Annotated in this window: 14 protein-coding genes; 11 read left to right on the top strand and 3 right to left on the bottom strand. The window is 67.9% G+C overall.

Annotated elements, in window-relative coordinates; genetic code table 11:
* Positions 1–95 precede the first annotated feature (95 nt).
* Positions 96–1,655 carry a 4-alpha-glucanotransferase gene (gene malQ, locus BLU29_RS06820; RefSeq protein WP_091056169.1) on the top strand — a complete coding sequence of 520 codons (1,560 nt, stop codon included), beginning with the start codon at positions 96–98 and terminating at the stop codon, positions 1,653–1,655.
* A 450-nt stretch (positions 1,656–2,105) separates the two neighbouring features.
* Here malQ and BLU29_RS06825 read toward each other — a convergent pair whose 3' ends face one another.
* On the bottom strand, positions 2,106–2,837 hold the full coding sequence (locus BLU29_RS06825) for a YebC/PmpR family DNA-binding transcriptional regulator (protein ID WP_091056170.1): 732 nt from the start codon (positions 2,835–2,837) through the stop codon (positions 2,106–2,108).
* 83 nt (positions 2,838–2,920) lie between these two features.
* Between BLU29_RS06825 and BLU29_RS06830 the strand changes: the two genes are divergently transcribed.
* Entirely contained in the window at positions 2,921–3,547 is a 627-nt protein-coding gene (locus BLU29_RS06830) for a DNA-3-methyladenine glycosylase I (RefSeq protein ID WP_091056172.1), read from the top strand.
* Between the two features lie 177 nt (positions 3,548–3,724).
* On the top strand, positions 3,725–4,621 hold the full coding sequence (locus BLU29_RS06835; RefSeq protein ID WP_091060977.1) for a DMT family transporter: 897 nt from the start codon (positions 3,725–3,727) through the stop codon (positions 4,619–4,621).
* Positions 4,622–4,628: 7 nt separating this feature from the next.
* On the opposite strand, the gene BLU29_RS06840 is transcribed toward BLU29_RS06835, so the two are convergent.
* Positions 4,629–5,156: a Pycsar system effector family protein gene (locus BLU29_RS06840; RefSeq protein ID WP_091056174.1), complete on the bottom strand. Its 528-nt coding sequence runs from the start codon at positions 5,154–5,156 to the stop codon at positions 4,629–4,631.
* Between the two features lie 129 nt (positions 5,157–5,285).
* On the opposite strand from BLU29_RS06840, the gene BLU29_RS06845 reads away from it, so the two are divergent.
* The 5 genes from BLU29_RS06845 to BLU29_RS06865 all read left to right on the top strand — a co-directional run bounded on the left by BLU29_RS06845 (position 5,286) and on the right by BLU29_RS06865 (position 9,874).
* Complete coding sequence (locus tag BLU29_RS06845) at positions 5,286–5,558, top strand: hypothetical protein (RefSeq protein WP_091056176.1); 273 nt, start codon at positions 5,286–5,288, stop codon at positions 5,556–5,558.
* A 297-nt stretch (positions 5,559–5,855) separates the two neighbouring features.
* Positions 5,856–6,305, top strand: coding sequence for a DUF5069 domain-containing protein (locus BLU29_RS06850; protein ID WP_091056178.1), 450 nt, complete (start codon positions 5,856–5,858; stop codon positions 6,303–6,305).
* A gap of 1 nt (position 6,306) precedes the next feature.
* On the top strand, positions 6,307–8,703 hold the full coding sequence (locus BLU29_RS06855) for a penicillin acylase family protein (protein ID WP_091056179.1): 2,397 nt from the start codon (positions 6,307–6,309) through the stop codon (positions 8,701–8,703).
* Positions 8,704–8,767: 64 nt separating this feature from the next.
* The gene (gene upp / locus BLU29_RS06860; protein WP_091056181.1) at positions 8,768–9,385 is read left to right on the top strand and encodes a uracil phosphoribosyltransferase; all 618 of its coding nucleotides are present in this window, start codon (positions 8,768–8,770) and stop codon (positions 9,383–9,385) included.
* A 6-nt stretch (positions 9,386–9,391) separates the two neighbouring features.
* Positions 9,392–9,874 carry a hypothetical protein gene (locus BLU29_RS06865; protein ID WP_091056182.1) on the top strand — a complete coding sequence of 161 codons (483 nt, stop codon included), beginning with the start codon at positions 9,392–9,394 and terminating at the stop codon, positions 9,872–9,874.
* A 128-nt stretch (positions 9,875–10,002) separates the two neighbouring features.
* On the opposite strand, the gene BLU29_RS06870 is transcribed toward BLU29_RS06865, so the two are convergent.
* The gene (locus BLU29_RS06870) at positions 10,003–10,701 is read right to left on the bottom strand and encodes a DUF1223 domain-containing protein (RefSeq protein ID WP_157693691.1); all 699 of its coding nucleotides are present in this window, start codon (positions 10,699–10,701) and stop codon (positions 10,003–10,005) included.
* Positions 10,702–10,780: 79 nt separating this feature from the next.
* On the opposite strand from BLU29_RS06870, the gene BLU29_RS06875 reads away from it, so the two are divergent.
* The 3 genes from BLU29_RS06875 (at position 10,781) to BLU29_RS06885 (ending at position 13,682) form a co-directional block, all read left to right on the top strand.
* Entirely contained in the window at positions 10,781–11,674 is an 894-nt protein-coding gene (locus BLU29_RS06875) for a class I SAM-dependent methyltransferase (RefSeq protein ID WP_091056186.1), read from the top strand.
* 331 nt (positions 11,675–12,005) lie between these two features.
* Positions 12,006–12,731, top strand: coding sequence for a sugar isomerase domain-containing protein (locus BLU29_RS06880; protein WP_091056187.1), 726 nt, complete (start codon positions 12,006–12,008; stop codon positions 12,729–12,731).
* Between the two features lie 36 nt (positions 12,732–12,767).
* Entirely contained in the window at positions 12,768–13,682 is a 915-nt protein-coding gene (locus tag BLU29_RS06885) for a BadF/BadG/BcrA/BcrD ATPase family protein (protein WP_157693692.1), read from the top strand.
* The last annotated feature ends 22 nt before the right edge of the window (positions 13,683–13,704 follow it).

A 13,704-nucleotide genomic window follows, 5' to 3' on the forward strand; every position in this document is an offset into this window, starting at 1 on the left:
TGAAGAACCCAGCACGACGTGCGCCAGCGTTAATACTGCTGGATTCTTCACTTCGTTCAGAATGACAAACCTGCTTGGATCTACTCTCTGATTTCATGAAGGCCTCCGCCCAGAAGAAAGCTCCCCAAAAAGCCGTGCCACTTCCCCTGTTCAACTGGCTCAAGGCGCGCGGCGCCGGCATCCTGCTGCACCCCACCTGCCTGCCGGGCGACCAGGGTTGCGGCGTGCTCGACCGGCACGCGGTGCGCTTCCTCGATTTCGTGCAGGCGGCCGGCATGAAATACTGGCAGGTCTGCCCGCTCGGTCCCACCGGCTACGGCGACTCGCCCTACCAGTGCTTCTCGGCCTTCGCCGGCAACACCTCCCTCGTCGATCTCGCCGCCCTCATTCCCTTCGGCTTGATCCAGCCCGCCGACCTCGCGCCGCTCGCCGCGCTGTCCGCCGACCAGACCGACTACGGCGCCATCTATGCGCTCAAGCCGAAGCTGCTCGAGTCCGCCTACGCGCAGTTCAAGCAGAAGCGCCCGGCGCTGCCCTACGGCGACTTTACCGCGTTCTGCAAAAAGAGCGCGGCCTGGCTGGACGCTTACGCCTACTTCCGCGCCCTGAAGGACCATTTCCAGGGCGCCGCGTGGTGGGAATGGCCGCTCGAGGCGCGGGATTTCGCCCGCGCGAAGAAATCCCCGCTGCGCGCCAGGCTCGCCGATGCCATCGCAGCCTACCAGTTCGGCCAGTATCTGTTCTTCGGCCAGTGGACGCTGGTGCGCGCCGCCGCCCGCGAGCGCGGCATCGAGATCATCGGCGACCTGCCGATCTTCGTCGCCGGCGACTCCGCCGACGCCTGGGCCCACCCGGGACTTTTCGAGCTCGACCCGAAGACCTTCCTGCCGGTCGCCGTTGCCGGCGTGCCGCCGGATTATTTCTCCGATAACGGCCAGCTGTGGGGCAACCCGCTTTACCGCTGGGCCGCCCACCAGGCCGACGGCTATGCCTGGTGGCTCGACCGCATGCGCGCGACCTTCGAGGTCTGCGACATCGTGCGCATCGATCATTTCCGGGGGTTCGACGCCTACTGGCGGATTCCCTACCCGGCGAAGAACGCCCGCATCGGCGAATGGGTGCCCGGCCCTGGCCTCGACCTGTTCCGCGCCTTCCAGGCCGCCGACCCGTCCGCCCGCATCATCGCCGAGGACCTCGGCGTGCTCACAGACTCAGTCGTGAAACTCCGCGAGGACTCCGGCTTGCCCGGCATGCTCGTGCTGCAGTTCGCCTGGGGCAGTGACGCGAAGAACGGCTACCTGCCGCACAACGCCACGCCGAACTCCGTCATCTACGCCGGCACGCACGACAACGACACGACCGTCGGCTGGTATCAGGCCGCGCCCGAGCCGGAGCGCAACTACGTGCGGCGCTACCTGCGGGTCGACGGGACCGACGTCGCCTGGGATTTCGTCCGCGCCAGCTACGCCAGCGCCTCGCGCCTCGCCGTCGTCACGCTGCCCGATCTCTTTGCGCTCGGTTCCGCCGCGCGCTTCAACACACCGTCGAAGGCCGGGGGCAACTGGCAGTGGCGCTACCGCGCGCCGGCGCTCGAGAAATTCTTCGGCGGCACGACGGATTACCTGCGCGAACTTTGCGCGCTCTATGGTCGTTAGTCCGCGCCTGTCCGCCGAAGCCTTGGCGAAGGCGGAAGCTCGCCGCGCTCCACGGCCGCTGAGGCCGGTGACCTCCGGCCTGTCCTCCTGGGCGGAGCGAAGGATCCACGGCGACGGACGTGGCGTCATGAGCGAACGCCTGGATTCTTCACCGCGTTCAGCATGACCGGAAATTTTTCCGGCCACTGATTTTTTCCTTCAGGGAAATATTTCCGCCGGATTTGCCGGATTTTTCCGCGCCGAAAATATTTTCACGAACGACTATATTTTTAGTGCAACTGCGCGGAAAATTTCCGACACTGCGTCATGGCTAAAAAGAAAAAGGCTAAGAAAGCCGGCAAGAAAAAGAAGAAGTAACGCTTGCGTTGCTCCTTCTCTCTCCCCTCAACGCCGGCTCTTTGAGCCGGCGTTTTTTCCCTCCCTCCCCGCAACCGTCCGGTGCGGGGATTTTTATTTTACCGCGGCCCAGACGCGCTGCACATCGTCGTGGTCCTCGATCTCCTGCAGGAATTCGCCCACCTCGGCGCGGTGCGCGTCATCCAGCACGGGATACTGCTTGGCCACGTAGCCGATCTCGCTCGTGATGACGTGCCAGCCGTGCTGCTTCAGCCAGACGGAGACGGCATGCAGCGCGGTGCGGTCGGTGACGAAGTGCGCCCCGGTGGCGCCCTCCGGGATGTCGTCGTTCTGCGTGTGGGTCAGCGGGCTGAAATCGTTCGCGCCGGCCTCGATGGCCACCGCCTCCAGGTCGGCCGCCGCGTCGGCGGTGTGGGCCTCGACGATGCCGACGTGGTCGAACAGGAACTTGTTGCTGCCGGCCGCGCCGAGCACGCCCTTCTTGAACAGCACGCGGATCTCCGGCGCGGTGCGCTGGTGGTTGTCGGTGTAGACCTCGACGATCACCGGCACCTTGTGCGGGGCGTAGCCCTCGTAGACGACATGGTCGAGCGAGCTCTTGTCCCCGCCGGCGCCCGTGCCCTTGGCGATGGCGCGCTCGATGGCGTCGCGCGTCACGTTGGCCTTGCGGGCCTTCTCGAGGACGGCGTGCAGCCGGGCGTTGCCCGCCGGGTCGCCGCCGCCGAGCTTGGCGGCCACCGTGATTTCCTTGACCAGTTTGCCGACCGTCTGGCCCTTCTTCAGGTTGACGATCGCGCGTTTCGCATGAAGCCATTGGCGTCCCATAGGAAGGTCAGACTACGACGGGGTTTGCGCCGACGGCAAGTCTCCTGACAGGCTGTTGTCAGCCTTCTGTGCCATTCTACCGCATGAGCTATAAATCCATTCAAAACCCGCGTCAGCGGCCGCGCCGAAGCCCGAAGGGCGAAGGCGGGCGCTGCCCCTGGGCCGAGGCCGAACTCCAGCACCATTACCATGACACCGAGTGGGGCGTGCCGTCGCACGACGACCGCCACCTGTTCGAGATGCTCATCCTGGAGGGCGCGCAGGCCGGGCTGAGCTGGTCGACCATCCTGAAAAAGCGGGAGAACTACCGCGCGGCCTACCACAGCTTCGACGCCACCCGCATCGCCCGCTACACCGCCAAGGACCAGGCCCGCCTGCTCGCCAACGCCGGCATCGTGCGCAACCGCCTCAAGGTCGGGGCTTCCGTGCTCAACGCCCGTGCGTTCCTCGCCGTGCAGGCGGAGTTCGGCCGCTTCGATCGCTATCTCTGGGCCTTTGTCGGCGGTCGGCCGATCCAGCACAATCTGAAGAAGCACACCCAGATTCCCGTTCGCACCGCGGAGTCCGACGCGCTGAGCAAGGATCTGAAGCTCCGCGGCTTCAAATTCGTCGGCACCACGATCTGCTACGCGTTCATGCAGGCGACCGGCCTGGTCAACGACCACCTCGTCACCTGCCCGCGGCACGCCGCCTGCGCGAAGCTGGCCTGACGCGTGTAGTGGATTGCGTTGTTGCAGGGCGGGATCACCGCATCCCGCCTCGAACGTGATATTATGTTCGAACGCCGGCGGGATGCGGTGATCCCGCCCTGCAATTTCAAGCCCGGCCAATGTCCTTCCGTCTTGGGCTTGCGCTACCGAGGCGCAGTCATCACACCTCGCGGCTTCATGCCCTGGATTGCCGCCAGCCTCCTGTCCGCGCTGTTCCTCGGATGCTACGAACTGGGCACCAAGCACGCCGTGCGCGACAACGCCGTGCTGCCGGTGCTGTTTTTCGCCAATGTCTGCAGCGCCACGGTCTGGGCCGTCCTCCTCGCCGGGGCCGCCGTCGCGCCGGGCTTGCTGCCCGCCGGGCTCCTCGTGGCCCCGCTGACCGGGCACCAGCACCTGCTGCTGCTGGGCAAGTCGGCCCTCGTGGCGGCTTCGTGGGTCTGCAGTTATTTCGCGATCAAGCACCTGCCGGTATCCCTCGCCTCGCCCGTGCGCGCCACCGGCCCGATGTGGACCCTCCTCGGCGCCGTGCTGGTGCTGGGCGAGCGGCCAAGTGCGCTGGAGGGCGTCGGCATCGCGATCACGCTGGCGTCGTTTGTCGGCCTGTCGTTCGCGGGGCAGCGCGAGGGCATCCACTTCCACCGCGACCAGTGGTTCGGCTTCCTGCTCGCGGGCACGCTGCTGGGCGCGCTGAGCGGGCTCTACGACAAGTTCCTGCTGGGCCGGGCGGGGTTTTCCGCGGCGACCGTCCAATGCTGGTTCTCGATCTACCTCGCCGCGCTCTTCCTGCCGCTGGCCGTCGGCTGGAAGCTGCGGCTCTGGTCCCGCCAAGTCTTTCACTGGCGCTGGAGCATCCTGGTCGTCTCCTTCGCGCTGTTGCTCGCCGACTTCGTCTACTTTGACGCCCTGCGCAACCCCGCCGCCCTCGTCTCGCTCGTTTCCAGCCTGCGTCGCGGCAGCACGCTGGTGGCGTTCGCGGGCGGGCTGTGGCTGTTCGGCGAGGTCCCCAGCCGCCAGAAATTCCTGGCCGTGCTCGGCGTGCTCACCGGCATCGTCCTGACGATCCTCGGCTAGGGCGCCGTCACGCCCGGCCGGTCAGCAGCAGCGTGATGAAGCTCGCGAACAGGCCGAGGATGAACGTCATGTAGGCGAGCCGCAGGTAACGGTATTTCTTCTGCGCGAGGAAGACCCCGAGCGTGTAGATTTCTCGCACCTGCACCTGAAAGACCCGCGAGGGGTCGTTCATCACCTGCTCCATTTCCTCCTCAAACTGCTCGTAGGTCAGGCCGATGAAATCGCCGAAGAACAGCAGGTTGAACTGCGGGCTCTGCACGTCCGGCACCGCGGCGTGGCGGCCGGAGAACGGCAGCTTGGGCATGACCGCGTAGGCCGCGAGCAGGATGGTGAGCAGGCTGAAGCCGATCAGCACCAGCAGCGGGGCCTGCGAGCCGGCCTTCATGGCCTGCGGCGCCGCGAGGGTGACGACAATCGACGCCATCGTGAGGAGCATGTTGGCCTTGAGGTCGGCCATGCTGCTCAGCTGCATGTGGTGGACGCGGGTCTGCTGGAGCAGGTAGTTGATCTCGTTGCCGGAGGAATTGATTTTCATGGGCGCGGCGGGGTGGGCCGGTTGGACGGCGGTCAGGCTTGGCGGTGCGGGCGCCGGCCGCGAGAGTTTTTCCACGGTCCCGGCCGCCGCAGGCTGGCGTTTTGGCCCGGCCGGGCTAGGTTGGCGGCGATGTTCGCCAACCTCCTCCAGTGGATCACCCGCCGCGGCCCGGATGCGCCGGACTACGCCTTCGTGGAGGAGGTGCACGCGAGCCGCCCGGTGCCGCGCGACCCGCGGGTGGAGAAACTGATCCTCATCTGCTGGGGCCTGATCGCGGTGAAACACGTGGCGGTCATCTGGGCGGTGCACCACTACGCCGTGCCGTTCCACCAGCTGTGGATCAACGTGCCGACGTTTCTGCTCGGGCTGCTCGCCACCCTCGCCTACTACTGGCACGAGTAAGGTGGCGGTCACTTCTTGCCCGGCTGGCAGAGGCCGGACGTGGTCAGCTCGAAGTCGGCCCGGGCCCGGACTTCGTGGAACCTGAGCAAAACGGGCTCGGCGTCGCGGTCGCGCCACGAGGCGCTGCAGCGTGGGGCCCAGGCCGTGGAGCGTCATGAGCGGACGGGCCTGGGGGTTGGGGTGCCGCCGGACCCATGGTCCGGCGGCCGGGGTGGGAACCGGCGCGGGGCCGGCTTATTCCCGGGCGGAAATATTTTCATTCTGGCCTCGATGCCCACTCTGCGGGATTCTGGCGGCATGGCAAACGTTCCCGGTCTCCGCAGCCCCTACCTCAAGGTCGGCCGCCTGGTTTACTTCGGCCGCATGCTCGACAAGATCCGCCTCCACGCCGCCGGCCGGCTGCCCGCCGCCGATTACGCCGCGAATTTGGGCAAGGGGTTCGACGGCCGCTGCTGCAATTTCCTGCGCATCCACTACGACGCGCTCAAGGCCCGCGTGCTGGCCGGCGGCGCGGACGAGAAGCTCCTCGCCTGGTGCCACCAAACGGGCGGGCCGCGCACCGACGAGGAGTGCGAGATCTGGAACGGTTTCATGATGAAGCGCGGCTGGCGCGACGCCGGCGCCGAGGTGCTCGCCAAGCGCATCAAGGAGAGCGCACTCGAGGCGGCGCCCGTCATGACCATGTTCGACTACCTCGATTTCGACGAGGGGCGCGATCCCGTCGGCACCCGCGCCTGGGAGCAGTGATATGGCCGCCTGGCGCACCCGCCTCCGCTGGTTGTCCGCCGTGCTCGGCGGGCTGGCGCTGCTGGTGGCCGCAGCGGTGGCCTGGGGCTGGTGGCAGCTGCGCGGCAGCCTGCCGCCGCTGGACGGCGAACGGACGGTCGCCGGCCTCACGGCGCCGGTGAAGATCGAGCGCGACGCCGCGAGCGTGCCGACGCTCACCGGCGCGACCCGGCGCGACGTGGCCCGCGCCACGGGTTATCTCCACGCGCAGGACCGGTTTTTCCAGATGGATCTGTTGCGCCGGCGTGGCGCGGGCGAACTCTCCGAGCTGTTCGGGACGGTCGCCGTCGACCTCGACAAAAGCGCACGCCTCCACGGTTTCCGGCGCACCGCCACGCAGGTGGTGGCGTCGGCCGGCTCCGCCGAGCGCGCCGTGCTCACCGCCTACACCGAGGGGGTCAACGCCGGCCTCGCCGCGCTCGGAAATGTCCCGTGGGAATACCTGGTCCTGCGTACGGCACCGCAGCCCTGGCGCGAGGAGGACTCCGTGCTCTGCATCTACGCCATGTGGTTCGACCTGCAGGACTCCCGGGGTTCCTTCGAGCTGAACCGCGACGCCCTTCGCGTGACACTGGGCTCGGCCACGATGGATTTCCTCGCCCCGCGCGGCAATTCCTGGGACGCCGCGCTCGACGGCAGCACCTTTGCCCCGGCCCCGCCGCCGGCCCTGCGCTTCGAGGCGCCGGCGGCCGACCCCGCGGCCGGTTTCGCCGCGCTCGAGCCGGCCGGCAAGGAAGTGGTCGGCTCCAACGCCTTCGCGCTCAGTGGCGCGCACACGGCGACCGGCGCCGCCCTCGTGGCGAATGACATGCACCTCAACCTCGGCGTGCCCCACGTCTGGTATCGCGCCGTGTTCCAGTGGACGGATGCGACCGCGCCGCGCCGCGTGGTGGGCGTCACCCTGCCGGGCCTGCCCTTCATGGTCGTCGGCAGCAACGGCCACGTCGCCTGGGGCTTCACCGACGCCTACGTCGACACGTCGGATGTCATCACCATCGCGACCGAGATCACGGCGAACAGCTTCTACAAGACCCCGGACGGCTGGAAGGAAATCGAGGAGCGCAAGGAGGAGATCCGGGTGAAGGGCGAAAAGCCCGTGCCGTTCACCGCCCGCTGGACCCGGTGGGGCCCGGTCATCGACGGCCCCAAGGACGGCCACGGCCTGGTCCTGCGCTGGAGCGCCCACGACGCCGAGGCCACCAACCTGCATTTTCTGGACATGGAAACCGCGCTCACCACGGCCGAAGGCCTCGCGGTCGCCCACCACGCCAGCTTTCCCAATGAAAACATCATCATCGGGGACACCGCGGGCGACATCGCCTGGACCATCCTCGGCCGGGTGCCGCGTCGCGTCGGTTACGACGGCCGCGTGCCGGTGTCGTGGGGCTATGGCGACCGCCGCTGGGACGGCTACCTGAAACCGGAGGAGATCCCGGTGATCACCAACCCGGCGGAAGGCGCCCTCTGGACCGCCAACAACCGCGCGGTCGGCGGCGAGGCCTACGCCAAGCTGGGCGACAGCGGCTATGATGACGGTGCCCGCGGCGGCCAGATCCGCGACGACCTGCGCGCCTTGCTCGCTTCCGGCCGGAAAGCCGTGCCGGCCGACCTGCTCGCCATCCAGCTCGACGACCGCGCGCTGTTCCTCGACCGCTGGCAGAAATTCCTGCTCGCGGTGCTGGACGACCAGGCTGTCGCCCAAAACCCGTCCCGCGCCGCCCTGCGCGACGCTGTGCGCACCTGGTCCGGCCGCGCCGACACCGGCTCGGTCGCCTACCGGGTGGTGCGGTCGTTCCGCCTGCATGTCGCCGAGCGCACCTTCGCGCCCTTCGCCGAGCAGGCGCAGCGGGAATATCCCGCCTTCTCCTGGCACGGTTTCCGGTATGAGGACGCCCTCTGGCTGCTGGTGCACGCGCGTCCGGCCAAGCTGCTCACTCCCGCCCAGCCCTCGTGGGCCGCGCTGCTCCTCGCCGCGGCGGACGACGTCACGGCCGACGTGGCGAAGACCGGCGGCTCGCTCGCGCACTTCACCTGGGGCGCGCGCAACACGCTGGCCATGCAACACCCCTTCGGCCGCTTCCTGCCCGCTGCCGTCGCCCGGCTGCTCGACATGCCGGCGGTGCAACTGCCCGGGGACAGCGACATGCCGCGCGTGCTGGGCCCGCGCTTCGGCCAGTCCGAGCGGCTCGTCGTGTCGCCCGGCCACGAGGCGGAGGGCATCTTCGAGATGCCCGGCGGGCAGAGCGGCCACCCGCTGTCCCCTTACTACCGCGCCGGGCACGAGGCGTGGGTGCAGGGCGCGGCGACCCCGCTGCTGCCCGGGCCCGCGCAACACACCCTGACCCTCAAGCCGCAGTAGTTTCTCCTGCTTTTCTGTTCTCGGTCCTCTGTCTTCCGTCCGCCGCTCTCCGTCCTCCGCCACCATGTCCCTCCACGTTCTCTCCCACCCGCTCGGCGCCCACGTGCTCACCCACCTGCGCGACAAGACCACCAAGCCCGCCCTCTTCCGCACGCTGAGCTACCAGATCTCCCTGCTGCTCGCCCTCGAGGCCACCCGCGACCTCGCCACCGAGAAAAAATCCATCGACACGCCGCTCGAGCCCTTCACCGGCCTCGTGCTCGCCAAGCCCCTCGTCGTCGTTCCGATTCTCCGCGCCGGCCTCGGCATGCTGCAGCCGTTCCACGACGTCTTCCCCGATGTCTCCGTCGGCTATGTCGGCCTCGAGCGCGACCACACGACCGCCGTGGCGCGCAGCTATTACTGCAAGCTCCCGCCGCTCGCCAACACCCGCACGATCATTGTCGACCCCATGCTCGCCACCGGCGGCTCGGCGGCGCAGGCCGTCGATGTCGTCAAGGCCGCCGGCGGCAAGGAGCTCGTCTTTGTGTGCATCGTCGCCTCCCCCGAGGGCGTCGCGACGATGCAGCAGGCCCACCCCGAGGTGGCGATCTACACCGGCGCGCTCGACCGCACCCTCAACGCGAAGAAATACATCCTGCCCGGCCTCGGCGATTTCGGCGACCGGCTCTACGGGACCTGATTCACGATGAAGGTGGGCCTGAAAAAGGCGAAGGACGGCCGCCCGACGGTCACCTTTGTGCGCGCCGACGGCTCCAGCACCACCGGCCGGCTGGGCGCGGGCGACTTCGGCCCGGTGCATGACCTCACGCATTACGCGGTCGAGATGACCCTCGGTCTGCAGCAGGGTTTCTACGGCCTGCTGGCCGCGGGCTGGAATATCACCGACTTCGAGGAAAAGGGCACCGCCGCCCGCCTGCCGGACGAGGCCATCGTGGCCGAGTGCATCGTCGGCCAGCTCACCAACACCGTGTTGGGCGGCCCGGAAGTCACGACCGCCGATTTCAGCTGGCTGGTGCGCGAAGCTGTCCGCGCGCAGCGACCCGCCGCCGCCGTGCCCGCCATTGACGACGCCGCGTTCCGCACGATGCGCGAACGTCTCGCCGTTCTCCTCACCCGCTGGCGCGCCCTGCCGCCGGGCGAAACGCTCGAGCTGCCCTGGCCGGCCTGAGGTGCGTTTGCAAAATGCGAAACGGCCGCTTCTCCAACTGTAGGAGGGGCTTTATGCCCCGATTCTGCTGACGGAGATATCATCCCATCGGGGCGTAAAGCCCCTCCTACAGCTTTTGCCAACACTCGCTAGTCCACCCAGCCGCCGGTCGCCTGCAGCGATGTGGGATCGCCGCGCCGCGTGATCCACACCGCCAGCGCCTGGCGGGTGACGCCTGGCTCGGCCTTTCGCGGCAGCTTCAGTTCCGCCGCGCCGTCGCGGAGTGGCGCCACGGTCAGTGCCAGCGCGACAAACTCGTGGTGCAACGTGCGCCCTTCGTTTTCCCCGGCCTTGACGCCGGACACGATCCCGCCGCCGAGCAAGGCCACATGGACCTCATAATCGCCGGCCGCGGCGAACGTCACCCGGCACGCGCCGTCGTCCGCATATTCCACCGCCAGGAGGCCGGTCTTCCCCGCGGACGCGGATGGCGGCGTGCTCCGCCGCCACTCCGCACCATCGAGCACGAAGCCGGGCGTGTAGACCGTGTCGCTGCCCCACGCGGCGGAGTAGGCGTATTGGCGCGCGGTGAATTCCTTGCTGGCGAAACGGTCGCGCCAGCCGAGGTGATCCCAGTAGACGACGTGAAAGGCCACCGGCACGAAATCGCGCCACAAGCCGGGCGCATCGCGCAGGCTGCCGAGCCACTCCTCGGCCGGCGGGCAGCTGCTGCAGCCTTCCGAGGTGTAGAGCTCGAGCAGGTGCGTGCGGCCCTCGCCGCTGGTGAAATGGAGCGGGGCCGCCGCGAGCGGGGCGGCCAGCAGGACGGGCAGGAGCAGCAAACGCATGGCCATGAGAGTGCACAACCCCGCCCGGCATTCCATTTTTTCGTGTTCATCGGCGCGAATCGCCGCCAAGTTGCGCCCCATGACCATCGATCGCCCGGGCCTCATCGTCGCCGACGGCTGGAAGGACTACCAGCTGCTCGACTGCGGCCTGGGCATGAAGCACGAGCAGTGGGGTCCCTACACCCTCGTGCGCCCCGACCCGCAGATCATCTGGCCACGCACCGGCGGCAACGGCCGCTGGGAAAACTGGGACGGCTTCTACCACCGTAGCGAGACCGGCGGCGGCAAATGGGAATACCGCAAGCCCCTGCCCGACCACTGGTCCATCCGCTACGGCAACCTGACGTTCAAGATCCACCCGACCAGCTTCAAGCACACCGGGCTCTTCCCCGAGCAGGCCGTCAACTGGGACTGGTTCACCGCGCGCATCAAGGCCGCGAAGGCCGCCGGCCGCGAGGTGAGCGTGCTCAACCTCTTCGGCTACACCGGCGCCGCCTCCGTCGCCGCGGCCGCCGCCGGCGCGAGTGTCTGCCACGTCGACGCCGCCGAGGGCATGGTCAAGTGGTGCAAGGAAAACGCCGCGCTCTCCGGCCTGGCCGAGGCGCCCGTCCGCTACATCACCGACGACTGCCTCAAGTTCGTCCGCCGCGAGATCAAGCGCGGCCGCAAATACGACGCCATCATCATGGACCCGCCGACCTACGGCCGCGGCAGCACCGGTGAGATGTGGAAACTCGAGGACCACCTCTGGGAGCTGCTGAAGGAGTGCCAGGAGGTGCTGAGCGACCGCCCCGTCTTCGTCCTCATCAACGCCTACACCGCGCGCCTCTCGCCGACCGTCGTCGTCAACCTGCTCGCCGGCCTCCTGTCCGGCGCCGGCGGCCGCATTTCCGGCGGCGAGGTCGGCCTGCCCATCCGCCGCGACGGCAAGGTTCTCCCCTGCGGCATCTTCGGCCGCTGGGAAGCCACCTAAAACGAAACCTGAGAACTGAAACCTGAGACCTGAGTATTAAACACCCAAAACCCCTTGACCACTCGGGAGTGTCTTCAAACCCATCAAATACTCGTTTCCTGTCATTCTGAACGAAGTGAAGTTCCGAGCGCAGCGACATCCTAATCCATGCTTTCGCTCGTGATATGGTCTTCGCTGCGGTGGATCCTTCGCTGCGCTCAGGATGACAAACCGGGTTTGAAAATACTCCCTAATCCACACCCATGCCCGCTAATGGCTTAGTTCGATCCTGCTCTCTGTCTCCGGTGTTTTCGTTTTCAGGTTTCAGGTCTCAGGTTTCAGGTTTCTCCTAATGTCCCTCCCCGCCCACTACCTCGCCACGGCGACCGCGTTGCTCGAAAAGGCCTGCGCGCAGAACGCGCCGGTTCTGAAACAGCTCGGCCCGGTCATCGGCGAGTCGCTCGCCAAGGGCGGCATGCTCCACCTCTTCGGCAGCGGCCACAGCGAAATCATCTCCCGCGAAATCATCGGCCGCGCCGGCGGACTCATGTGCATCACCGGGATCTCTGACCCGACCGGCGGCTTCATCGAGAACCTGGCCGGCTACGGCACCAAGCTCGCCGAGCGTTACGACCGCCAATACGGCCTCTTGCCGGGCGAGACCATCATCGTCATCTCCAACTCCGGCAAAAACTCCTCGCCGATCGAGGTCGCCCTCTACGCCAAGGCCCGGGGCCTGCACGTCGTCGGCCTGACCTGCGTCGAGATGTCCAGGACCGCCGCGACTGTCCACCCGGGCGGGAAAAATCTCCACGCGATCGCCGACTACGTTCTCGATAACTGCGGCGTGCCGGGTGATGCGATCACGCCGGTGGCCGATGACGTCATGGCCGGCCCGACCTCGACGCTCATCGGCGCCACGTTGCTCAACCTGCTTTCGCTCGAGCTGATCGCCTGGCTCAAGGCCGGCGGCCATCCGCTGCCCATCCTGCGCAGCCAGAACCTGCCGGGCGCCATCGAATACAACCGCGAGCTGGCCAAGAAATACCGCGGCCGCCTCAGCCGCCAAGTGGCGTGATCACCCTGCCGTCCCTTCGCTTCTTTGTTTCTTCGTGTGAATAATTCCTCTTTCAAGATCGGCGTGGACGGTGGCGGCACCAAGACGGAACTGATTCTCGTGGATCCGGCGGGCGCCGGCGTCGCCACCTACATGGCGCCGGGCTGCAACCCGAGCCAGGTCGGCCCCGACCAGGCGCGGACCATCCTGCTCGAGGCCCTGCGGACGCTGCGCGCCCAGCAGCCGGGCGCGGTCATCCAAACCACCCATCTCTACATGGCCGGCGCCCCCGCTTTCTGGCGGGAGGTCGGCGCGGCGCTCAGCGGTTTCGGCACGGTCGTGACCGGGCCCGACTCCGCGCCCGTGCTCGAACTCGCGACCGGCGGCGCGCCGGGCCTCGTGCTGCACGCCGGCACCGGCTCGTTCGTCAGCGCGCGCGATCCCGGCGGTTCCATCCATTATGTCGGCGGTCTCGGCTGGAAGTTTGGCGATCCCGGCAGCGGCTTCGACCTCGGCCGGCGCGGGCTCGCCGTCGCCCTGCTGGAATTGCAGGCCCGCCCCGCCGGCGCCGCCCTCTCGCCGCTGGCCGCGGCGCTGTGCGCCCACACCGGGCTGGAGGACTACGCGGCCAACTCGCGGTATTTTTACAGTGATGCCGCGGCGCAGGCCAAGATCGCCGCCTTCGCCCCGCGCGTGGTCGAGCTCGCCACGGCGAACTGCGGCCCCGCCCAGCAGGTCATCGCCGATTCCCTCACCGACCTCGCGCGGCAGGCGGACGACGTCATTCACCGGCACTTTCCCCGGCCGACGGCCCCGCTGCCCTGCGGCGTCAGCGGCCGGATCCTCAACAGCCCGCCGGCGGCCACGGCCCTCCGCTCGCTGGCCAGCCAGCTGAACTGGCCCGTCGAACTGCGCTTCCTGGACACCGCCCCCATCGAGGGCGTGCGCCGGTTGCTGCTGGCTGCGCGGTAGGGCTGGTGTTGTCACTTGTTAC

The organism is Opitutus sp. GAS368, from assembly GCF_900104925.1.
Lineage (GTDB): Bacteria > Verrucomicrobiota > Verrucomicrobiia > Opitutales > Opitutaceae > Lacunisphaera.